Consider the following 21,141-nt stretch of genomic DNA (forward strand, 5'->3'; position numbering starts at 1 on the left):
ACCTGGGGATGGCCAGGCAGATGCGCAAGCTGCGCTTGCTCCCTGCCCCATGGCCAATGCCGCATAGCCATTGCACTGGAACTGGCCGGGCAAGATGTGAAGTCTCTGCTTGCCACCGGCCCTCCGCCGGGCCGCGGGTCCGGCAAAGCCGCCCTTTTGCAGGAATCTTGTGGAAGGGGCGATCGCGAGAGAAAGAGGGGGGAATTTACATGGCCATCAACCCCGTGGTGCGGGCGGCCCTCAAGGCCCTGTCCTACCCAGACATCAGCATCAAAAAGCACTACAAGCTGCAGCGGCGGCTGGTGGATGCGACCAATCTGCACCTGATCAAACCACCGCTCTACACCAGTTTTGACCACCTGATCCGGGTGGGGGACCACCAGATTCCCGCCCGGATCTACACCCCCGAGTTGCCGGGAAGCGAGGGGGCCCTCCTCTTCTTCCACGGCGGCGGCTGGGTCACCGGCAACATCGACAGCTACGACCGGGTCTGCACCGATCTGGCGCGCAAGACCCACCGCCTGGTGATGTCGGTGGACTACCGGCTGGCCCCGGAGCACCGGTTCCCCGCCGCGCTGGAAGATTGCTACGCGGCGGCCAGGGAGGTGTTTTTGCACCCCGAGTGGGTCTTCGCCGAGCGGGCGGAGGACATCGCCCTCATCGGCGACAGCGCCGGGGGAAACCTGGCGGCAGCCGTCTCCCTGATGGCCAGAGACAGGGGGGAGTTTATGCCCACCCGACAGATCCTCATCTACCCGGCCACCTATAACGACCACAGCGAGAGCTCCCCCTTCCCCTCCATTCGGGAGAACGGCAGCGACTACCTGCTCACCTCCAAGCGGGTGCAGGAGTACATGGAGCTCTACCAGGGCGGCGAAGAGGACCTGCAAAACCCCTACTTTGCCCCCCTGCTGGCAGAGGATCTGAGCGGCCAGCCCGAGACCCTGCTCATCACCGCCCAGTACGACCCTCTGCGCGACGAGGGAGAGGAGTACGGCCGCCGCCTGGCCAGGGCGGGGGTGCGGGTGGAGGCACACCGCGCCACCGACGGGCTGCACGGATTCTTCTCCCTCCCCGCCAGCTTTGAGCAGGTGGCCGAGTGCCACCGGCTCATCAATCGCTTTTTGAAAGAAGGTCCGGCCTGATGACGGCAAAACAGCGCGACGCCGCGTGGGAGCCGCTGGACAACGCGGCCAAAATATTTCCCTCCATCAGCAACAAGCGGGACACCAAGGTCTTTCGCTTTGCCTGTGAATTGCGCGAAGGGGTGGACCCGGTGCTCTTGCAGCAGGCGCTGGACGAGACCATTGAGAATTTCCCCATCTTTCGCTCCACCCTGCGACAGGGCTTTTTCTGGCATTATCTCAAGGAGAGCAGCCAGCGCCCTCTGGTGCAGTTTGAGAGCGAACTGCCCTGCAGCAACATCTACGACGCCAACAACCCCGGCCTCCTCTTTGAGGTGAGCTACTACGGCCGGCGGATCAATTTGGAGGTCTATCACGCCCTCACCGACGGGACCGGCGCCCTGCAATTTTTGAGCGCCCTGGTCTGCTGCTACCTCTATCTGCGCCATCCCGAGGGGTTTTCCGCCCCGCCCACCCCGCTGCACGGGGCCTCTTTTTCCGAGCTGGCGGAGGACAGCTTTCAGAAATACTACACCAGCGCCTCTCAGAACAAGGTGCGCAGCGAGCCGGTCTACAAGCTACGGGGGGCCCGCCTCCCCGAAGGGCGGATGCAGATCATCGAGGGGGTGACGCCGGTCAAGTCGGTGCTGGCCGCCGCCCGGGAGCGGGGGGTGACCATGACCGTCCTCCTCACCGCACTCTTTCTCTGCGCGGTGGACAAAAACGCCGTGCTGCGGCGAAAGCGCCACCCGGTGATGGTGGCGGTGCCGGTCAATCTGCGCAACTACTTCCCCTCGGAGACTGCGCGCAACTTCTTTTGCACCGTCAACGTGGGCTACCACTTCGGCCGGGACCCGGGGGATCTGGAGAGTGTGATGGACTCAGTTCGGCGCCAGTTTGAGGAGTTGCTCACCCGCGAAAATCTGGCCAAGCGGATGAACGGCTACTCGGCCATCGAACACAACGCCCTGGTGCGGGTGGTCCCGCTGGGACTCAAAAACATCATCCTGCGCATTGCCGGCGCCATCGCCGAGCGCGACCACACCATCTCGGTCTCCAACATCGGCAAGGTGCGCATGCCTGCGGGGTGCGAGCGGTATATCCGCCTTTTCGACGTCTTTGTGAGCACCAATATCCTGCAGCTGTGCCTCTGCTCCTTTGGGGAGAATTTGACCCTCAGCTTCTCCTCTGCCTTTCGCAACACCGATGTGCAGAAGGACTTTTTCCGCTCCCTCACGGGGATGGGGATCCCCGTCGAAATCACCACCAACCGCCCAGAAGAGGAGGTGCGCCCGTGAAATACTGCGAACAGTGCAAACTCACCGTCACCGGGCAGCGCTCCCGCTGCCCCCTCTGTCAGAGCGTTCTCCGGGACGAGGGGGAGCCCTATGACGAGGTGTTCCCGGTCATCCCCACCGTCTACAACCGGTTTCAGTTTTTCTTTAAACTGCTGATCTTTGCCTCGGCGGTACTGGGCATTGTCTCGGTGGTGGTCAACCTTCTGCTGCCGCAGGGGGGAGCCTGGTCTCTCTTTGTGCTGGGGGGGATCGCCTGTCTCTGGGTGCTCCTCTTCATCGCCGTGAGAAAGCGCAACAACATCCCCAAAAACATCCTCTGGCAGGTGGCGGTGGTCATCCTCTTCTGCCTGCTGTGGGACCTCTTTACCGGCTGGCACGGCTGGTCGGTGGACTATGTGGTCCCCAGCATCTGCGTGGCGGCCATGGCGGCCCTCGCCGTCACTGCCAAGGTCTTTCGGCTGGTGGTGGGGGACTTTCTCTTCTACCTGCTCATCAGCGTTCTCTTCGGCATCCTGCCGGTGATCTCCATCCTGCTTGGGTGGGTGCAGGTGCTCTACCCGTCCCTCATCTGTGTGGGGTGCAGCCTGGTCTCCCTGGCGGCGGTTCTGATTTTCCAGGGGGAGAACATGAAGCGGGAGTGGCGGCGGCGGATGCACCTGTAGTTCGCCCTGCGGCCCCTTCCGAACAGCCAAAAGAGGGCGGCGGCAAAAAAAACACATAAAACGAAAAGAACTGCACTTGTAAAGACAGTATTTTTCCAGAATAATACTGTACTTTTTTAGAGTCAAATGCTATGATAAAAGAAAGCAAGGTGTTCTCCAATACCTGCAATGAAAGCTGCACAAAATACAGAAAAACCGATTGAAGGGGGGGATCTCCCATGTTCCCAGAAATTGACCGTCAGGCAATTTTGGAAATTGTGGAGAATGAAGAAAAGACCGACAAGATCATGGCCCTGTTGGAAGAAGCGGCCAAAAGAGAAAAGCAGCGCCGTCTTGCGCTTCAGGCAGAGGGCATCAAGCGTGCCCGCCAGAAGGGAACCACCCTCGGCAGACCCAGATTGCCGCTCCCGAGAGATTTCCCCAACATCTACCGGCGCTACAAGGACAAAGAGATTACGGCGCAGCACGCGCAAAAGCTCTGCAATATGAGCGCCAACACCTTTTACCGGGTCATCCACGAATTTGAAGAGAAGAGCAAGTAAAAAAACTCCCCCCGATCATCGGGGGGAGTTTTTTTACTTGGTTGCCCGGTGGCGGGGGAGGGGGCTGGCTTGCCGCTACCTGTTCTGCACGACCTTCATATTGGGGTAAATTTCCTGCATCCTCGCGTCGTCAAAGCGGCGGTCCAAAAATTGGCCGAAACTGGTCTGGGGGGGAAGCCCCTCGGAGCGGTCTGTCCCGCGCTTGACAGCCGCCACCGAGAGGAGGATGTCAAAACAGAGAAAGACGGCCAGCGCCCCGGCGGCCCAGTTGCCGTATTTTCGGGGAAATCGCTCGATGGCGCCGCAGAGGAGGGGATAGCAAAAGCGGATGAAGACCAGCCCCAGCACCCCCCAGAAGAAGGCGTACTTCAGGGTGGTGCGCCCCCCGATGTTGTATTTGGCGTGGCTGTACTGCCAGGAGACGGTACCCAGGGCCAGCTCTTGCAGCAGGCTGCACAGGTATTCAAAGGCCGCGCCGGCAAAGGCGCTGACGCCAAAGATGACCAGGGGGTTTTTGTCCCGCAGCCGGTAGAGCAGCAGGGTGAGGAGAACCGCCCCAAAGCCGTACACCTGGGAAAAGGGGCCGTAGACGAGCCCCTTGCGGCTTTCAAAATAGCCGTTGTGAAAATACCAAAACAGCATTTCCAAAATGTAGCCGAGGATGCTGGCCACGACAAAAATCCAAAACAGGGTATAGACGCCGGGGCGGTCGTTGATGGGGGATCTGCCCGAACGGCGCTCGGCTTGGCTGGCGGACTTTGCCGCCGCAGAAATGCTCTGCAATCTCTCCACCTTCTCTCTTTACTACAATGAAAAGTATAGCGAAAAGAGTCGTGAAAGTCCAATCTTCGGAGAAAATGTAAGAAGTTTGACAGAAAAAAGACCATCTCTTGAAGGAGACGGTCTTTTAAAAGGTGATTTTGGATTTGATTCGGAAAATTTATCCGCCGATATGGAGGATGGCGGTGGCCAGCACAAAGTAGATGGTCAGGGAGACGGCGTCCACAATGGTGGTGATGAGGGGGCTTGCCATGATGGCGGGGTCAACTTTGCACTTTTCGGCCAGGATGGGCAGCAGGCCGCCGCAGATCTTGGCGACGATCACCGTGCAGAAGAGACTGATACAGATGGTGACGGCCACCATGAGAGAGACCCGGTCCAAGAAAAGCAGCTTGCCCAGGTTGACCACTGCCAGCACCGAGCCCACCAGCAGACTGATGGCGAACTCCTTGCGGATGATCCTGAAGGCGTCTCGGGTCTTGATCTCCCCCAGGGCGAGACCGCGGATGATCATGGTGGCCGACTGGGAGCCGGCGTTGCCGCCGGTGTCCATCAGCATGGGGATGTAGGCGGCCAGCAGGACCATGGAGGAGAGGACCTCGTCAAAGCGGCGGATGATAAAGCCGGTGATGGAGGCGGAGATCATCAGCACCAGCAGCCAGAGGATGCGGTGTTTGGCCAGCTCAAAGACGCTGGATTTGAGATAGCTGTCCTCCGACGGGGTGACAGCACCCATGATGTAGATGTCTTCAGAGTTCTCCTCCTCGATGACGTCCAGCACGTCGTCGATGGTGATGATCCCCACCAGGCGGTTTTCAGAGTCCACCACCGGCATGGAGAGCAGCTCGTACTTTTTGAAGAGGTCGGCCACCACCGATTGATCCTCGGTGGTGCTCACCGAGAAGATGTCCTTGTCCACAATTTCCTGGATGGAGGTGTCGTCGCGGGAGGTGAGGATATTTTGCAGGGTGACGGTTCCCTCGAGCACCCGGGTAGAACTGGTGACAAAGCAGGTTTCGATGGTCTCTTTCTCCAGGCTGTTGCGGCGGATGTCCACAATGGCCTGGGCCACCGTCTCGTCCTTTTTCAACTCCATAAATTCCAGGGTCATCAGGCTGCCGGCCGAGTCCTCGGGGTATTTGAGGACCTGGTTGATGAGGCGGCGGGTGGTGGGATCGGTGTTTTTGAGGACCCGCTTGACGAGGTTGGCGGGCATCTCCTCAATAAAGTCGACGGTGTCATCAAAAAACAACTCGTCCAGGATGGTGGCGAGCTCTTTGTCGGTGACGCCCTCGACAATGCGCTGCTGCACATCGGAATCCAGATGGGAAAACACCTCTGAGGCAGTCTCTTTGGGCATCAGCCGGAAGAGGAGCACCAAGGTGTTCTCGGGCATCTCCTCAAACAGTTCGGCGATGTCCACCGGGTTTTCGTCCAGCAACAGGGTGCGGGCCTGGGAGAACTGTCTCTCCTCTACCATGCGGCCCAGGTCTTCCAAGGTCTTGTAAAAATCTTTCACTTGCATACCCTCCTTTTCGATCGAGTGGGAAAAACGGGGGAGACGGTGCAGCGCCCAAAGCGATTTGCGGCGCTGCGCCGGTCCGGCTTTTTGCCGCCGGGGCAGCAAAAAAAGCCACTGGATTGAGTATGTCCATGGCTTTCGTTTCGGTATGCACTTTTAAGTGAGGGCAATTTTCCACAGCAAAAGAAAGGCTATCTGTTTTGCAGGGGTGAAAACAGATACCACTTGAGGGCAGAAAAACGCGCGCCACATCGCTTAACTGTGCAACTTCGACTACCGCCAGCGTCCATCTTGTTTTCACCTCCCAGTTTGTTTCATTTGCGTTTCCATTGTAAAACGGATCGGCTGAAAAGTCAAGGAAAAGCGGGCGGCCTTACCCCTTTTTTACCCGGCCTTTTCGCCGGAAGAGGAGCCCAAAATCCAGTTCCACCACCAACACCGAGAGGAGGATGATCAGCCCGCCCCCCACCAGGTTCCAGCTAAACTGGTCGTACCCCCGCAGCACCGAGAAGACAGTGCCGAAAAGCGCCTCGGTGGACATGATGAGGGCCGCTTTGGAGGCGCTTGCCCGCTGCTGGGCGCGCAGCTGCAACAGGTAGCAGACACAGGTGCTAAACACCCCCAGGTAGAGGACCCCCACTAGGGCCGGTTTGGGCTGGACCGGGGGGAGGGAGCCCGCCTCGAAGAGGAGAAAGGAGAACCCTGACACCAGGGTGACGGTGAGCATCTGTATAAAGTTGAACACCTTTACTTCAATGTGGGTGGAGATGTGGCCGATGTAGGCGATCTGCACGGCAAAAACCACCGCTCCCGCCAGGGAAAAGAGGTCCCCCGGTCCCAGGTGAAGGACGCCGCCCCCGGTGAGGACCCAGACCCCCACCATGCAGGCGGCCGCCCCCAGCAGCGCCTGCTTTTGGGGGGGACGCCTCTCCGCGATCCAGACAAAAAAGGGGACAAATGCCACGTTGGTGCTGGTGAGGAAGGCGTTGTTGGAAGGGGTGGTGTAGGCCATGCCAAAAGTCTGCAGCACAAAGCCCACAAAGAGGAGCAGCCCTGAGACCAACCCCAGCCGCAGCTGGAGGGCGGTGATCTGCAGCAGCTGCCGCCAGGCCAGCAGCGCCATGGCCACCGAGGCGATGAGGAAGCGGGCGAACACCACCAGAAAGGGGGTGAGGCCGCCCTCCAGCGCCTGGGCACCGGCCACATAGCCGTACCCCCAGAGAACGGCCAGCAGAACCAGTTCGCCGGTGGCCTCTGTCCGCCGCAGCCAACCGATCATGGAAAATCACCTCGATGCCGTCGTTCTGCGCGCCCGCTGCACGGTGGGGATGCGCATCTGAAAGCGGATGGAGAGCAACCGCAGCAAAAAGATAAAGCCGATGCTGATGTAGGCGGCCACATCCAGAGAGATCCACTGCCGCAAAAACCAAAAGAAGGTGCTGCCGGCGATGGAGGCCACCGCGTAGACGTCCTGGCGGAGGATGCGGGGGATTTCCCGGGAAAAGACGTCGCGGATCACCCCGCCCCCCACGGCGGTGATGAGGGAGACAAAGCTGAAGGTGATGAAGTTGAGCTCCATGTTCAGGGCGGTCAGTCCGGCCTCAACGGTGAAGGTGGCCAGCCCCAAGGCGTCGAAGATGTCCAGGGCAAAGGCCCATTTCAGTTGCCCTTTGGTGAGGATGACCAGGGCGGTGGTGGCGCAGATGAGCAGGGTGTACTCGTAGCGCAGAAAGAAGGTGGGCAGCCCGTCTTTGATGATGATGTCCCGGATGACCCCGCCGCCGATGGCCGTGACCATGGCCAACACCAGAATGCCGAAGTAGTCCATCCGCTTTTTGATGGCGGTGACGGCGCCGGAGACGGCAAAGGCCACGATGCCGATATAGTCCAGGTAGTCGATGATTCCCATGGCAGCCTCCCCAGCGCTCAAGCGCCTGTTTTCAAGTAATTGCCGTAGGTGTTTTCCAACTGTCGCTTGACAAATTGGTAGCCAAAGCCGTTCCCGGCCAACCCGTGGGCAGCGGCTTGGCTCTCGCTCCAATCGGCGAAGGGGACGATGTGCAGGTTGGAAAAGCGGCTGCCGAACTGGGTCACCGTGGGGATGAAGGAGAGCCCCTCCACCCGGGTCTCGCCGGTCTTCATGTCCAGGACCACCGTGCAGTCCAAAAAGCCGCCGGCCATGTTGTAGTTGCCCTTTTGCGCCGAGACGAAGTTGCCCAGGGAGTAGATCACCGGCACCTGGCGCCCGTCGGCGGCCGTCAGCTCGGCGATGGGTTGCAGCACGTGGGGGTGGTGGCCCAAGATCAGGTCGGCCCCCCAGTCGGCCAATTTCTGGGCCTCCTCTTTCTGGTAGGTGTTGGGGGTGTCTGACCCCTCGGCCCCCCAGTGGACGTTGACCACGATGAAGTCGGCCTGCTGGCGGGCCAACTCCATCTGGCGGCGGATGGTCTCCTCGTCCTTGAGGTAGATGCCGCAGGTGTCGCCGCTGGAGCCCACGTTGGTCATCTCCATATAGCTCAAAAAGGCGAAGCGGATGCCGTTTTCCTCCCGGATGGGGATGTCGTCGTATGCCCCCCGCTGGTAGATGCCCGCCACCGTCACCGAGGGCAGGGCGTCAAAGACCCTTTTCGACTCGGCCAGCCCGGCGCTGCCCTTGTCGTACATGTGGTTGTTGGCGTAGCTGACCACGTTGAAGCCCAGATCCTCCACCTGGCCGGCCAACTCTTTGGGGGAGTTGAAGGCCGGGTAGCTAGAGAGGGGGTAGAGGTCGCTGGCCACCGGCACCTCCTGGTTGATGACGGCGATGTCCGCCCTGGCCACGATGGGGGCAATCTGCCGGTAGACCGGCCCGAAGTCGTGGTAGCCGCCGCTGCCCCGGGCGGCCGCCTGCTGGTAGATGACGTCGTGAATCAGGTTGTCCCCCACCGCCATCAGCCGCACCGAGAGGGTCATGTCCCGGCCGGCAAAGGCCTCCTCCATCGGGGTGGAGGGGGCGCTGGCGCTGGTGTCGCCCCCGGTGCAGCCGGTGAACAAAAGGGCGCAGGCCAAGGCCGCCGCCCACATTCTGCCGTGTTTCATAGTGCTCCTCCAAAAAGGGGAGGGCGGCTTTGGCCCCCGCGGCCGCCCTCCGGTATTTCCTCCCCAGTATAGGTCTTTTTACACCAAAATTCAACAATGCCCGCCAGTTGCAGCTTGACTTTTTTCATCCAGAAGCGTACAATCAAAACTGTTTCAAATGAGACAATTTGCAGAGGGCAGGGGGGAGCGCAATGGAGGAGAGGGTCCGGGCGGTTTTGCCGGGTTGCTTTCTCTTTGCCGGCGTGCCAGAGGGGGAGGCGATGGCCGCCCTCTCGGGCTGTGGTTCCATCAGACAGTGTGAGCGGGGGGAGGTCATCCTTTCGCCCCAGCGGTTCACCCCCATGCTGGGGGTGGTGCTGCAGGGCCGGTTGGAGGCCCGCAACGACCACGTCCTGCTGACGGTGTTGGAGCCCGGCCGCTGCTTTGGGGTGGCGGGGCTCTGGAGCGGGGCGGAGGAGTACGTCTCCACCGTGCGCGCCCAGAGGGAGAGCCTGCTCTACACCTTCAGCCGGGCGGACCTGACCGCCCTCTTCTCCCGCTGCCCCCAGACGCTGCAAAACTACCTGGCCTTTCTCGCCGACCGCATCGTCTTTCTCAACCAGAAAGTCGCCCTCTACTCCTGCCAGAGCGTGGAGGGGAAGGTCTACGCCTATTTTAAGCAACAGGCCCCTGCCGGGTGCCCGCAAAAGGTCAATTCCAGCGAGCTGGGAAGGCTGCTGGGGGTGGGGCGGGCCTCCCTCTATCGCGCCTTTGAGGCGCTGCAGGCCCGCGGCCTCATCCGCAAGGATGGGAAGACGGTGACCGTCCTCCACGCCGAAGAGGTGTTGTGAGCGCCGCGATCAACGATGGTTTTTACCGGCCCCCGCCCTGCGGGACGGCCGGCGAAATAGAGCATTTGCCCCCGGGCAAAGAAAATATTTGTGTGAAGAGGTGCGAGTATGAAAAAACTGTTGGCACTCGCGCTGGCGTCCCTGCTCACCCTGAGCGCGTTCGCCGGCTGCGGCAAGGAAAAGGGAGGGGCCGGCAACGGCGAATCAACTGAAAACTACCAGTCGGTCGACATCAACGTGGCCGGGCTGAAAGGGCCCACCGGCATTGGCATGGTGCGGCTGATGGAGCGCAGCGACGCCGGGGAGGCGGCAAACAAATACACCTTCAGCCTGGCCAGCGCCCCCACCGAGATCGTCGGCAAAATCTCCTCGGGCGAGGTGGACATCGCCGCCGTCCCCACCAACCTGGCGGCCACCCTCTACCAGAAGACAAACGGCGGGGTCAAGCTGTTGGCGGTCAACACCCTGGGGGTCCTCTACCTGCTGGAAAAGGGCGACAGCATCCATTCCGTGGCCGATTTGAAGGGCAAGACCATCTACGCCTCCGGCCAGGGGTCCACCACCGAGTACGTCCTCAACTACCTGCTGGAGCAGGCGGGGATGACCGTCGGCGAGGACGTGAAGGTCGAGTACAAGGCCGACCATTCCGAGCTGGCCGCCCTCATCGCCTCCGGCGAGGCGGACATCGCCCTGCTGCCCGAGCCCTTTGTCACCACCGTCACCTCTAAAAACGCCGACGTGCGGGTGGCCCTGGACATCACCGAGCAGTGGAAGAAGACCACCGGCGACAAGGAGCTGCCCATGGGCGGTATCATCGTCCGCACCGCATTTTTGGAGCAAAACCCCGCGGCAGTCGAGAAGTTTTTGGAGGAGTACAAGGCCTCGACCGAGTACACCGCCACCAACCTGGCGGAGACCGCCGCGCTGACGGAAAAGTACGACATCATGAAAGCCGACGTCGCCCAGAAGGCCATCCCCAACTGCAACATCGTCTATCTGGACGGCGCCGCCATGAAGGAGTCGGTCAAGGGGTTCTTCGACATCCTCTTGAAGGCCGACGCCAAATCCATAGGGGGAAAACTTCCCGATGATGCGCTCTACTACGAGAAAGCGGGCAACTAGCCCGCGGCAAAAGAGAAGGGCCATCGCGAGCAAGGCCGGCGCCGTATTGGCGTGGGCCTTGCTCTGGTTTTTGGCCGCCCGCGCCGTGGGCAAGCCGCTGCTGGTGGCCTCCCCCGGGGAGACGGTGCGGGAACTGCTCTCCCTGGCGGGGGACCCCGCCTTTTACCGGACGGTGCTGCGCTCGCTGGCGAGCATTTTGGGGGGCTTTTTCTCGGCGGTGGCCGCCGGCTGCCTGGTGGCCTGTCTCTCGCTCAAATCCACCTTTCTGCGGGCTTTTTTCGCCGTCCCTCTGGGGATCGTCAAGGCCACGCCGGTGGCCTCCTTCATCATCCTGGCCCTGGTGTGGCTCAAGAGCAGCCACCTCTCCCTCTTCATCTCCTTTCTGATGGTCCTTCCCCTGGTGGCGGGCAACGTCTACCAGGGCCTGGTGGAGACCGACGGCAAGCTGCTGGAGATGGGGCGGACCTTTGGCTTTGGCCGGGTGGGCCTCTGGCGGCACATCTACCTGCCCTCCGCTATGCCCTACTTTCTGGCCGCCTGCAAGACCGGCCTGGGGATGGCCTGGAAGGCGGGGGTGGCGGCAGAGGTGCTGGGGATGGTGAGCGGCACCATCGGCCGACAGCTCTACGACGCCAAAATCTACCTGGAGACCCCCAAGCTCTTCGCCTGGACGGCGGTGGTCATCCTCTTGAGCGTGGGGATGGAGCGGCTGTTTTCCTGGGCGGTGGGGCGGTTGGGCGCGCACTGGCAGAAGAGGGAGGGCAGGTAGATGTTGGTATCCTTTCAAAAGGTCTCCCTGCGCCTGGGGGAGAAGGAGGTCCTGCGGGACTTCTCGCTGGAGCTGCAAAACAAGGGCATCTACGGCGTCATCGGCCCCTCGGGCTGCGGCAAGACCACCCTTCTCAACTTGATACAGGGGTTTTTGCAGCCCGATGAGGGGGAGGTCGCCCTCTTTTCCGAGCGCATCAGCGCCGTCTTTCAGGAAAACCGGTTGCTGCCCTGGTACACCGTCTATCAAAACATCGCCCTGGCCGCCCGCCGCCCGGTGGGCCGGGAGGAGGTGGAGGCCCTTCTTAACCGCCTCTGCATGCCGGGGGAACTGGACAGCCTGCCCGGCTCCCTCAGCGGGGGGATGGCCCGGCGGGTCGCCCTGGCGCGGGCCCTCCTCTCCGAGAGCGACATCCTCCTGCTGGACGAACCCTTTAAAGGGGTGGACATGGCCTGTAAGCGCCAGTGCGAAAAGACCCTGCAAGCCCTCAGCGGCGGCCGGCTGACCCTGCTGGTCACCCACGACCCCGGCGAGGCGGCCGCCCTCTGCGACACCGCCATCCTGGTGGGGGGAAGCCCGCTGCAGCTGCGCCGGACCCTGCGCATCGACCCCCAGAGCCGGGGCCGTTCGGCCGAGGAGCTGCGCCGGCTGATGCTGGCCGAGTGAGTTTTGCGGCCCTGTTAAATTCAATTGAAAAAAGAGCCCAGGTCGTTCATCATTCGGCCCGGGCTCTTTTTGGCAGTGCAGTTTTAATGCTTGGCGCTGGGGTCGATGACAGAGGGCTTGACCCCGGCGGGGATGGGGGAGATGTAGTGACCGCCGTCCAGGCGGTCTTGCAGCTCGTTCTTGGCCGCCTCGATCCACTCGGGGTGTTGCAGGAGGTCGACCGCCGTTGCGGCCAACACCTTGCCGGCGTAGAGCATCCCCTTGTGGGCAATCGAACTCTTGCCCTGGGCGACCAGCTGCCAGGAGTGGCCCGGTGTGCCCGCGGCCATGGTGACCGCTGAGATTTGGGCGGTGGGGCAGACCCAGCTCACATCCCCCACGTCGGTGGAGCCGGGCATGGTCCCTTCGATGTGGAAGTTGGGGACCACGAAGTCGTTGAGGGGGCGGCCGCCGTGCTCCTTGGCAAAGGCGATCCCCCTGGCCCCCGCCGCCTGGGCCATAGCCATCAGGGTGTCGGACTTGCTCTCAAAGCTCTGCTGCACGGCGGCGGCGTAGGCGCGCTCCTCCTCGGTGTAGGAGGGGAGGGGGATTGCCCGCAGGTTGTCGTCCAGCTTTTCGGTGAGCAGGGTGTTGGGGACCAGGTTGGAACAGGCCTTGATGAACTGGATCTCCAACCGGGTGCTGGTCATCAGGGCCGCCCCCTTGGCGATGTCGTTCACCCGCTCGTAAATCTCCTGCACCTGCCCGGTCTTGGGGGCGCGGATGAGGTAGAGCACCTCGGAGTAGGGCTGCACCACATTGGGGGAGTAGCCGCCGGTGTTGGTGATGGCGTAGTGGATGCGGGCTTCGGGGACGATGTGCTCGCGCAGAAACTGCACCCCGATGTTCATCAGTTCCACCGCGTCCAGGGCGCTGCGGCCCAGGTGGGGGCAGGCGGCGGCATGGGCGCTGACCCCGTAGTAGCGGTAGCAGATCTGGTCGTTTGCCAGGGAACTGGTGCTGTTGGCGGCATTGGTGTCGCCGGGGTGCCAGGTCAGGGCGCAGTCCAACTCGTCAAAGACCCCGTCTCTGGCCATGAAGGCCTTGCCGGAGCCGCCCTCCTCCCCCGGGCAGCCATAGTAGACGACGGTGCCAGGGAGGTGGTTTTCGGCCAGGTAGGCCTTGACGGCTGAGGCGGCGGCCAGGGAGCCGACCCCCAGCAGGTTGTGCCCGCAGCCGTGCCCGGGCGCGCCCTCGCACAGGGGGGCCTTTGCAAAGGTGTTGGGCTGCTGGCTGAGGCCGGAGAGGGCGTCAAACTCCCCCAGGAAGCCGATGACCGGCTTCCCCTCTCCCCAGCGGCCGAGAAAGGCGGTCTCGATGCCGGCGATCCCCCGCTCGACAGCGAATCCCTCCTCCTCCAGCGCCCGGCAGAGGACCTCGGCGGATCGGCGCTCCTGAAAGGCGGTTTCGGGGCAGTCCCAGACGGCGTCGCTCCAGGCGGCCAGCCGCTGGGCCATCCCGTCGATATGGGAACAGAGTGCAGATTTGTCCATGGTGGCGTTCCTCCTTCTCTCTTTCAATTGCCTCCATTATAGCACCAACGGCCAGCCCCCGGGGGAGGGGAGGCCGCCAAAAATTGCCGGGGAGATATGGCGAACTTGCCAAGGCCCCCCGGCGGGAGTAAGATGGAGTACAGGAGGTGTATTGTCCGTGAAGATCTTGCTTTTGACCGGCAGTCCCCACAAAAAGGGGACCACTGCCGCCCTGGCCTCTGCCTTTGACCGGGGCGCTGCCGAGGCGGGCCACCAGCTGACCCGCTTTGACACTGCTTTTATGAAGATCGCCCCCTGCCTGGGCTGCGACCACTGCCGCAAAAATGGGGGCCGCTGTGTCCACGGGGACGGGATGGAGGAAATTCTGCCCGTCCTTCTGGAGGCCGACCTGGTCGTCCTGGTGACCCCGCTCTACTACTTTGGGATGAGCGCCCAGCTGAAGGCGGTCATCGACCGGTTCTACGCCGTCAACACCGCCTTGCGGCAGAGCCCTAAAAAGGCGCTGCTGCTGGCCGCCAGCGGGGACGACGAGCCCGGTGTGATGGAGGCGCTGGTGCTGCACTACCAGGCGGTGCTCGGCTACCTGCACTGGGAGGACTGCGGCATGCTGCTCGCCCGGGGGATGTACACCCCCGAGGACCTGGCGGGCACCCCCTACCTGTTGCAGGCAGAGGAGATGGGCCGCCGCCCCCTGGGGGACCGGTAGAGGAAAAGAGCGCGCCGCGCCCGGCAGAACAGCCGGTGCGGCGCGCTCTTTGGCGCTATTTCAGGCGGTTTTCGATGGCGGCGATGAGGGTTTGCAGGGCCTTGATGCGGGCGAACTTCTTGTCGTTTGACTCCACCACCGTCCAGGGGGCAAAATCGGTGGAAGTGAACTGCAGCATGTCGTTGACCGCCGCCTCGTGCTGGTCCCACTTCTCCCGGTTGCGCCAGTCCTCGTCGGTGATCTTCCAGCGCTTTTCGGGGGTGTTCTGCCGGTCCTCGAACCGGCGCAGCTGCTCGTCCTTGTCGATTTGCAGCCAGAACTTGACGATGACGGCGCCCCAGTCGGTGAGTTCCTTTTCAAACTCGTTGATCTCGTCGTAGGCCCGGGCCCAGTCGGCGGGGGTGCAGAAGCCCTCTACCCGCTCCACCATCACCCGCCCGTACCAGGTGCGATCGAAGATGGTGATGTGTCCCTGCTTGGGCAGCCGGGTCCAGAACCGCCAGAGGAAGTGGCGGCCCAGTTCCTCCTTGGAGGGGGCGGCAATGGGGACCACCTCGTATCCGCGGGGGTCGAGGGCGGCGGCCACCCGCTTGATGTTGCCCCCTTTGCCAGCCGCGTCCCACCCCTCGTAGGCGACGATCACCGGGATCTGTTCCTTGTAGAGGAGACCGTGCAGCTTTTTCAGCTTGGCCTGGCACTTCTTCAACTCCTCTTTATAGGTGGTGGGTTCCAGGGTGCGGTTGAGGTCGATGTCGCCGAGTTTGGGGGTTTCCACCAGCTGAAAACGGCTGGCGGGGATGCCGCCCTGGTAGGCAGCGGCCTGCGCCTCCCGCTCCGCCCGCTGGGCGATGGCCCGGCTGATCTCCCCCACCAGGGTCTGGTAGATGCCCGCCATGGCCACGTTGCGGTCCTCGCTGGCGATCACGTGCCAGGGGGCGCAGGGGGTGTCGGTCTGCTCCAACATCTGGTCGTAGATTTGGTAGAGGTCGTCGTAGTGGCGGTTTCTCTTCCAGTCGGTCTTGGTGACCCGCCAGCGGGTCGCCTTGCTCTCCTCCAGGGCGGAGAGGCGCTTTTTCTGCTCCTTCTGGCTGATGTGCAGGAAAAACTTGAGAATCAGGTAGCCGTTGTCGGTGAGGGTGCGCTCGAAGTGGTTGATCTCCTCGATCCGGCGGGCCAGCTCTTTTTGGGGGAGTGCGTTTTCCAGCTGGGCGGTGGACACCTCCTGATACCAGCTGCGGTCGAAGATGGAGAACTCCCCGGCAATGGGGATTTTCTGCCAGAACCGCCAGAGGAAGGGGTGGCGGGCCTCGGTCTCGTCCGGGTCGACGGTGGAGTAGACCTTGAAGCCCCGGGGGTCCAGGTTGAGGATGACGTCGGAAATCTTGCTGCCCTTGCCGGCGGCGCTCCACCCCTCAAAGAGGAGGATGACCGGTACCTTGGCCTCCTTCATCTGCTGTTGTAGGGCGGAGAGGCGGGGCTTGAGCTGCCCCGCAATGGCCTTGTACTCCTCCTTCATCATGATCTTTTTGAGATTGACCTTTTCCAGCATGACGGCACCTCCTGTATACCCAAAAGCGAATAATATTTTGCCATATATTTGCTATATTCTAGCACTTTTGCTAGATAGATACAAGGGGAAAAGAGGGGAGAGCCGCCTTTTTGACCGATCGACCGGAAGAAGGAGGGAAATGTACACAGTTTTCCCAGCAAAAATGCACGGGAACGCCAAATTGTGGCGGGGCGGATTGTCACCGGCCAAGAAGAACGGTATCATGGAGAAAAGCGCCATGAGGTGCAGCCGAAAGGGGTTGTCTGTTGACATGAGCATGCACATTGCCGCCAAGGCGGGGGAGATCGCCCCCAACATCCTTCTTCCCGGGGACCCGATGCGGGCCAAACACATTGCCGAAACCTATCTGGAGGACGCCGTCTGCTTCAACGAGATCCGGGGGATGTACGGGTACACCGGCAGCTACAAGGGGCAGCGGGTCTCGGTGATGGGCACCGGCATGGGGATTCCCTCCATCCTCATCTACGCCACTGAGTTGGCCCGGGACTACGGCTGCAAAAAGATGATCCGCCTGGGGACTGCCGGCGCCTACTCTGAAAAGTTGAAGGCCTTGGACCTGGTCCTCTCCCAGGCGACCAGCACCACCTCTGCCATCAACGACCACATCTTCCCCGGACACTACGCCCCCTGCGCCGACTTTGAGCTGCTAGACAGGTGCTATCACATTGCCAGGGAGAGGGGGCTGCCGGTCTATGTGGGCAACACCATCTGCAACGACCACCTCTACATCGACAACAAGGAGGAGTACAAGAAAGTCTGGGCCGACTACGGGGTCATCGCCTCGGAGATGGAAGGGGCTGGCCTTTACACCGTGGCCGCCCGCTACGGGGCCAAGGCCCTCACCATCATGTCCATCGTCGAGACCTCCTTTAAGCCGGGGGCCAAGGGCGTCTCGGCAGAGGACAAGGAGAAAAATCTCAAAGAGATGATCCTGCTGGCGCTGGACACCGCCATCGACTGACGAAAAGAAAAAACAGGTGCGAACGAATTCGCACCTGTTTTTTTGCGCCTGCCGGCAGGGGGAAGGGGACTCTATTTTTCCCCCTCGCCCTCCTCCGGCCTGTTGTGGGTCACCTGGTAGCAGAGGGTCAGCAGGCTGTCCCCCAGGTGGACGTTTTCCACCACCACGTCGCTGTGGTCGACCCGCAGATCGTAGTGGCTGAAGTTCCAAAACCCGGTGATCCCCAGGTCCACCAGTTGGGGGGCCACCTTGGGGGCCGCCGTCTTGGGGATACAGAGGATGGCGATGGTGGGGCGGTTTTGCCGGCAGAAGGCCTCCAGCTCGCCGGTGGGGCGCACCGGCAGGTCGGCGATGATCTCGCCCGCCTTCTGGGGGTCGGAATCGAAGATGCCCACCAGGCGAAAGCCCCGCTTTTCAAAGTTCATGTGGGTGGCGATGGCGCTGCCCAGGTTGCCCGCGCCGATGAGGATGGTGTCGTGCATGGTGTCCACGCCGATGATCCGCCCGATCTCCCGGTGGAGCTGTTCGATGTTGTAGCCGTAGCCCTGCTGGCCAAACCCGCCAAAACAGTTGAGGTCCTGGCGGATCTGCGAGGCGGTGAGGTTCATCTTCTGGGACAGCTCCTTGGAGGAGATGCGCCCCACACCGTTTTGCAGCAAGTCCCCCAAAAAGCGGTAGTAGCGGGGGAGCCGCCGGATGACAGACAGGGAAACACCGTTCTTTTTCACAAAAACACCCCGTTTTACAGCGACTGGATGGTGTCCATCACATAGTTGCCGAATTCTTCGCAGGTGCAGCCGGTATCGCGGCCGGTGCAGTGCATCTTCTTCTCTTCAAACATGCAGATGTCCAGCGCCCGCTCCAACTTGTCCGCCTCGGCCTGGTAGCCGATGTGGGAGAGCAGCAGGACAGCGGCCCGGAGCATGGAGCAGGGGTCGGCGTAGATGTCCCGCCCCTCCTGCACCATTCGGGGGGCGGAGCCGTGGATGGCCTCGAACATGGCGTAGCGCTTGCCCAGGTTGGCGCTGCCGGCGGTGCCGACGCCGCCCTGGAACTCGGCCGCCTCGTCGGTGATGATGTCTCCGTAGAGGTTGGGGAGGACAAAGACCCGGAAGTCGCGGCGGCGCTTTTCGTCCACCAGTTTGGCGGTCATGATGTCGATGTACCAGTCATCGGTGGTGATTTCAGGGTATTCCTGGGCCACCTTCTGGCAGATTTCCAAAAACTTGCCATCGGTGGTCTTGATGACGTTTGCCTTGGTGACGATAGAGACCCGATCCTTGCCGTTTTTGCGGGCGTAGTCGTAGGCCAGCCGGGCGATGCGCTCGGTGCCCTGGGTGGTGGTGACGGTAAAGTCCACCGCCAGGTCCTCGTCCACATTGACCCCCAGGGAACCCAGGGTGTAGGCGCCCTCAGTATTTTCGCGGAAGAAGGTCCAGTCGATGCCCTGCTCGGGCACCTTCACCGGGCGGACGTTGGCGAAGAGGTCCAGCTCTTTGCGCATGGCCACGTTGGCGCTTTCGATGTTGGGCCAGGGATCGCCCTTGCGGGGGGTGGTGGTGGGCCCCTTGAGGATGACGTGGCAGGCCTTGAGTTCGGCCAGCACGTCGTCGGGGATGGCCTTGTTCTGGGCCACCCGGTTTTCGATGGTCAGCCCGTCGATCTCTTTAAAGACCACCTTTCCGGCCTTCACCTGGTCCTCCAGCAGGTAGGAGATGACCCGCTGGGCCTCGTGGGTGATGCGGGGGCCGATGCCGTCGCCGCCGCAGACGCCGATCACGATCTGATCGAGACCGCTGTAATCGACAAAGTCGCCCTGCTCCTTCATCCGCTGGATGCGCTCCAGCTGACCCTGTAAAACCTTGGCGAACGCTTCGGTTGCGGAGATCACTTTCTCTTCCATCATCTCATTGCCTGCCTTTCGCTCATTTTTTTGGTGTAGTCCAGCAGCCCGCCGCAGAGGAGCACCTCCACCTGCCGCTGGGACAGCTCTGCCCGCGCCGCGAACTGGGTGCCGCGGGTGTTGTTTTTGACGGTGATGCGGCCGCCTTCCTTCAGGGCGTCGATCAGCCCGACGATCTCCAGCTCGTCGCCGAGGGAGAGGGCCTCGTAGTCCGCCGCGTCGACAAACTCCAGGGGGAGGATGCCGGCGTTGACCAGGTTTGCTTTGTGGATGCGGGCAAAGCTCTGGGCGACGACCGCCTTGACGCCCAGGTAGAGGGGGGCGAGGGCGGCGTGCTCGCGGGAGGAGCCCTGGCCGTAGTTCTGGCCGCCGACGATGATGCCGCCCTGTTTTTCCTTGCAGCGGGCGGGGAAGGCGGGGTCGCAGGCGGTGAAGCAGAACTCGCTGATCTTGGGGACGTTGGAGCGGTAGGGGAGGACCTTGGCCCCGGCGGGCATGATGTGGTCGGTGGTGATGTTGTCCCCCACCTTCAGCACCACCTCTTTTTTCAGGTGGTCGCAGAGGGGCTCGGTCTTGGGGTAGGGCTTGATGTTGGGGCCGCGCACCACCTCCACCGCGCCGGCCTCCTCGGGGGAGGCGGGGGCGACCAGCAGGTTGTCATTGACCAAGAAGCGGGCGGGCATCTCGATTTGGCCCAGGTCGCCGATCTCGGTGGGGTCGCTGATGACCCCCTGCAGAGCCGACCAGGCGGCCGTCTCGGGGCTGACCAGGTAGACCTGGGCGTCGGCGGTGCCGCTGCGCCCCTCAAAGTTGCGGTTGAAGGTGCGCAGGGAGACCCCGCCGGACTTGGGGGATTGGCCCATCCCGATGCAGGGGCCGCAGGCGCATTCCAGCACCCGGGCACCGGCGGCGATCATGTCGGCCAGGGCCCCGTTTTCCGCCAGCATGGTAAAGACCTGCTTGGACCCCGGGGAGATGGTGAGGCTGACGTTGGGGTGCACCGTTTTGCCCTTGAGGATGCGGGCCACCTTGAGCATGTCGTAGAGGGAGGAGTTGGTGCAGGAGCCGATGCAGACCTGGTCCACCGGGATGCCGCCCAGTTCCCCGACCGGCTTGACGTTGTCGGGGCTGTGAGGGCAGGCGGCCAGGGGTTTTAGCGCCCCCAGGTCGACGGTGAGCACCCGGTCGTAGCGGGCGTCGGCGTCGGGGGCAAGGGGGGTGAAGTCCCCCTCGCGGCCCTGGGCGGCCAAAAACTGGCGGGTGATCTCGTCGGAGGGGAAGATGGAGGTGGTGGCCCCCAGCTCGGCGCCCATGTTGGTGATGGTGGCCCGCTCGGGTACGCTGAGGGTGGAGACCCCCTCGCCGGCGTACTCGATCACCGCGCCGACACCGCCCTTGACCGACAGTTCCCGCAAGACGGCGAGGATGATGTCCTTGGCGGAGACGCAGGGCCGCAGGGCCCCGGTGAGCTCCACCTTGATGACCCGGGGCATGGGGATGTAGTAGGCCCCGCCGCCCATGGCCACCGCCACGTCTAGCCCGCCGGCGCCGATGGCCAGCATGCCGATGCCGCCTCCGGTGGGGGTGTGGCTGTCCGAGCCGATGAGGGTTTTGCCCGGCACGCCGTAGCGCTCCAGGTGCACCTGGTGGCAGATGCCGTTGCCGGGGCGGGAGAAGTCCACCCCGATCTTCTTGGCCACCGTCTGGGTGTATTTGTGGTCGTCGGCGTTCTCAAAGCCCGACTGCAGGGTGTTGTGGTCGATGTAGGCGACCGATTTTTCGGTCTTGACCCGGGGGATGCCGATGGCCTCAAATTCCAAATAGGCCATGGTCCCGGTGGCGTCTTGGGTGAGGGTCTGGTCGATTTTCAGGCCGATCTCGCTGCCGGGCGCCATGTCGCCTGACAGCAGATGGGCGGCGATGATCTTTTCCGCGAGATTCTGTCCCACAAGCATCGTCCTTTCTGTGTTTTCCCCTGTGTACTTTATTATAAATAAGAAATCATGTACAAGTATAATCCCTCACCCCCCGTATTGTCAATTGGTTAACGATTACAAAATGAATTTGCAAAAATGA

At 62.2% G+C, this 21,141-nt stretch carries 20 protein-coding genes; 10 read left to right on the forward strand and 10 right to left on the reverse strand.

Features of this window, described 5'->3' with window-relative positions; all coding sequences use genetic code 11:
* Nucleotides 1–209: 209 nt before the first annotated feature.
* The 4 genes from HJY11_RS00005 (at nt 210) to HJY11_RS00020 (ending at nt 3,626) form a co-directional block, all read left to right on the forward strand.
* On the forward strand, nt 210–1,145 hold the full coding sequence (locus tag HJY11_RS00005) for an alpha/beta hydrolase (RefSeq protein ID WP_208074055.1): 936 nt from the start codon (nt 210–212) through the stop codon (nt 1,143–1,145).
* Nucleotides 1,145–2,422 (forward strand): hypothetical protein, encoded by a 1,278-nt coding sequence (locus HJY11_RS00010; protein WP_208074056.1) that lies wholly within the window; start codon nt 1,145–1,147, stop codon nt 2,420–2,422. The genes HJY11_RS00005 and HJY11_RS00010 overlap by 1 nt, the downstream gene beginning before the upstream one ends.
* A complete protein-coding gene (locus HJY11_RS00015; protein ID WP_208074057.1) occupies nt 2,419–3,084 on the forward strand; it encodes a DUF6320 domain-containing protein in 666 nt (221 codons plus the stop codon). The genes HJY11_RS00010 and HJY11_RS00015 overlap by 4 nt, the downstream gene beginning before the upstream one ends.
* A 218-nt stretch (nt 3,085–3,302) precedes the next feature.
* On the forward strand, nt 3,303–3,626 hold the full coding sequence (locus HJY11_RS00020; RefSeq protein ID WP_208074058.1) for a hypothetical protein: 324 nt from the start codon (nt 3,303–3,305) through the stop codon (nt 3,624–3,626).
* 75 nt (nt 3,627–3,701) lie between these two features.
* Here the strand turns inward: HJY11_RS00020 and HJY11_RS00025 are convergent, their stop codons facing one another.
* From HJY11_RS00025 to HJY11_RS00045, 5 genes are all read right to left on the reverse strand, one after another.
* Nucleotides 3,702–4,409 (reverse strand): putative ABC transporter permease, encoded by a 708-nt coding sequence (locus tag HJY11_RS00025; protein WP_208074059.1) that lies wholly within the window; start codon nt 4,407–4,409, stop codon nt 3,702–3,704.
* Between the two features lie 157 nt (nt 4,410–4,566).
* Nucleotides 4,567–5,904 (reverse strand): magnesium transporter, encoded by a 1,338-nt coding sequence (gene mgtE, locus HJY11_RS00030; RefSeq protein WP_208074437.1) that lies wholly within the window; start codon nt 5,902–5,904, stop codon nt 4,567–4,569.
* Nucleotides 5,905–6,301: 397 nt separating this feature from the next.
* Nucleotides 6,302–7,207, reverse strand: a complete 906-nt coding sequence (locus HJY11_RS00035) for a DMT family transporter (protein ID WP_208074060.1) — start codon at nt 7,205–7,207, stop codon at nt 6,302–6,304.
* Between the two features lie 6 nt (nt 7,208–7,213).
* The gene (locus HJY11_RS00040; protein ID WP_208074061.1) at nt 7,214–7,837 is read right to left on the reverse strand and encodes a trimeric intracellular cation channel family protein; all 624 of its coding nucleotides are present in this window, start codon (nt 7,835–7,837) and stop codon (nt 7,214–7,216) included.
* Nucleotides 7,838–7,854: 17 nt separating this feature from the next.
* Nucleotides 7,855–9,006, reverse strand: a complete 1,152-nt coding sequence (locus HJY11_RS00045; RefSeq protein ID WP_208074062.1) for a CapA family protein — start codon at nt 9,004–9,006, stop codon at nt 7,855–7,857.
* A gap of 191 nt (nt 9,007–9,197) precedes the next feature.
* Between HJY11_RS00045 and HJY11_RS00050 the strand changes: the two genes are divergently transcribed.
* From HJY11_RS00050 to HJY11_RS00065, 4 genes are all read left to right on the forward strand, one after another.
* Nucleotides 9,198–9,836, forward strand: coding sequence for a Crp/Fnr family transcriptional regulator (locus tag HJY11_RS00050; protein ID WP_208074063.1), 639 nt, complete (start codon nt 9,198–9,200; stop codon nt 9,834–9,836).
* 108 nt (nt 9,837–9,944) lie between these two features.
* On the forward strand, nt 9,945–10,958 hold the full coding sequence (locus HJY11_RS00055) for an ABC transporter substrate-binding protein (RefSeq protein WP_208074064.1): 1,014 nt from the start codon (nt 9,945–9,947) through the stop codon (nt 10,956–10,958).
* A gap of 46 nt (nt 10,959–11,004) precedes the next feature.
* Nucleotides 11,005–11,727 carry an ABC transporter permease gene (locus HJY11_RS00060; RefSeq protein WP_208074065.1) on the forward strand — a complete coding sequence of 241 codons (723 nt, stop codon included), beginning with the start codon at nt 11,005–11,007 and terminating at the stop codon, nt 11,725–11,727.
* Nucleotides 11,728–12,393 (forward strand): ATP-binding cassette domain-containing protein, encoded by a 666-nt coding sequence (locus HJY11_RS00065; protein WP_208074066.1) that lies wholly within the window; start codon nt 11,728–11,730, stop codon nt 12,391–12,393.
* Nucleotides 12,394–12,476: 83 nt separating this feature from the next.
* On the opposite strand, the gene HJY11_RS00070 is transcribed toward HJY11_RS00065, so the two are convergent.
* On the reverse strand, nt 12,477–13,925 hold the full coding sequence (locus tag HJY11_RS00070) for a M20 family metallopeptidase (protein ID WP_208074067.1): 1,449 nt from the start codon (nt 13,923–13,925) through the stop codon (nt 12,477–12,479).
* Nucleotides 13,926–14,082: 157 nt separating this feature from the next.
* On the opposite strand from HJY11_RS00070, the gene HJY11_RS00075 reads away from it, so the two are divergent.
* Complete coding sequence (locus HJY11_RS00075) at nt 14,083–14,631, forward strand: flavodoxin family protein (protein WP_208074068.1); 549 nt, start codon at nt 14,083–14,085, stop codon at nt 14,629–14,631.
* A gap of 55 nt (nt 14,632–14,686) precedes the next feature.
* Here HJY11_RS00075 and pap read toward each other — a convergent pair whose 3' ends face one another.
* The gene (pap, locus tag HJY11_RS00080; RefSeq protein ID WP_208074069.1) at nt 14,687–16,180 is read right to left on the reverse strand and encodes a polyphosphate:AMP phosphotransferase; all 1,494 of its coding nucleotides are present in this window, start codon (nt 16,178–16,180) and stop codon (nt 14,687–14,689) included.
* Between the two features lie 271 nt (nt 16,181–16,451).
* Between pap and deoD the strand changes: the two genes are divergently transcribed.
* Nucleotides 16,452–17,162 (forward strand): purine-nucleoside phosphorylase, encoded by a 711-nt coding sequence (gene deoD / locus HJY11_RS00085; RefSeq protein WP_208074438.1) that lies wholly within the window; start codon nt 16,452–16,454, stop codon nt 17,160–17,162.
* 71 nt (nt 17,163–17,233) lie between these two features.
* Here deoD and HJY11_RS00090 read toward each other — a convergent pair whose 3' ends face one another.
* Genes HJY11_RS00090 through HJY11_RS00100 form a run of 3 tightly spaced genes read right to left on the reverse strand, consistent with a single transcriptional unit; the run spans nt 17,234 to nt 21,014 of the window.
* Nucleotides 17,234–17,890 (reverse strand): redox-sensing transcriptional repressor Rex, encoded by a 657-nt coding sequence (locus tag HJY11_RS00090; RefSeq protein WP_208074070.1) that lies wholly within the window; start codon nt 17,888–17,890, stop codon nt 17,234–17,236.
* A gap of 14 nt (nt 17,891–17,904) precedes the next feature.
* Nucleotides 17,905–19,065 carry an isocitrate/isopropylmalate family dehydrogenase gene (locus tag HJY11_RS00095; protein WP_438820422.1) on the reverse strand — a complete coding sequence of 387 codons (1,161 nt, stop codon included), beginning with the start codon at nt 19,063–19,065 and terminating at the stop codon, nt 17,905–17,907.
* Nucleotides 19,065–21,014, reverse strand: a complete 1,950-nt coding sequence (locus HJY11_RS00100) for an aconitate hydratase (RefSeq protein WP_208074072.1) — start codon at nt 21,012–21,014, stop codon at nt 19,065–19,067. The genes HJY11_RS00095 and HJY11_RS00100 overlap by 1 nt, the downstream gene beginning before the upstream one ends.
* Nucleotides 21,015–21,141: the final 127 nt, after the last annotated feature.

The organism is Bittarella massiliensis (ex Durand et al. 2017) (genome assembly GCF_017566145.1).
GTDB classification, from domain to species: domain Bacteria; phylum Bacillota; class Clostridia; order Oscillospirales; family Ruminococcaceae; genus Bittarella; species Bittarella massiliensis_A.

Coding starts and splice junctions, on each gene's coding strand:
- HJY11_RS00045 (WP_208074062.1), bottom strand. CDS start 9,006: ATGAAACACGGCAGAATGTGGGCGGCGGCCTTGGCCTGCGCCCTTTTG.
- HJY11_RS00005 (WP_208074055.1), top strand. CDS start 210: ATGGCCATCAACCCCGTGGTGCGGGCGGCCCTCAAGGCCCTGTCCTAC.
- HJY11_RS00055 (WP_208074064.1), top strand. CDS start 9,945: ATGAAAAAACTGTTGGCACTCGCGCTGGCGTCCCTGCTCACCCTGAGC.
- pap (WP_208074069.1), bottom strand. CDS start 16,180: ATGCTGGAAAAGGTCAATCTCAAAAAGATCATGATGAAGGAGGAGTAC.
- HJY11_RS00040 (WP_208074061.1), bottom strand. CDS start 7,837: ATGGGAATCATCGACTACCTGGACTATATCGGCATCGTGGCCTTTGCC.
- HJY11_RS00095 (WP_438820422.1), bottom strand. CDS start 19,065: ATGGAAGAGAAAGTGATCTCCGCAACCGAAGCGTTCGCCAAGGTTTTA.
- HJY11_RS00020 (WP_208074058.1), top strand. CDS start 3,303: ATGTTCCCAGAAATTGACCGTCAGGCAATTTTGGAAATTGTGGAGAAT.
- HJY11_RS00050 (WP_208074063.1), top strand. CDS start 9,198: ATGGAGGAGAGGGTCCGGGCGGTTTTGCCGGGTTGCTTTCTCTTTGCC.
- HJY11_RS00010 (WP_208074056.1), top strand. CDS start 1,145: ATGACGGCAAAACAGCGCGACGCCGCGTGGGAGCCGCTGGACAACGCG.
- deoD (WP_208074438.1), top strand. CDS start 16,452: ATGAGCATGCACATTGCCGCCAAGGCGGGGGAGATCGCCCCCAACATC.
- HJY11_RS00065 (WP_208074066.1), top strand. CDS start 11,728: ATGTTGGTATCCTTTCAAAAGGTCTCCCTGCGCCTGGGGGAGAAGGAG.
- HJY11_RS00070 (WP_208074067.1), bottom strand. CDS start 13,925: ATGGACAAATCTGCACTCTGTTCCCATATCGACGGGATGGCCCAGCGG.
- HJY11_RS00035 (WP_208074060.1), bottom strand. CDS start 7,207: ATGATCGGTTGGCTGCGGCGGACAGAGGCCACCGGCGAACTGGTTCTG.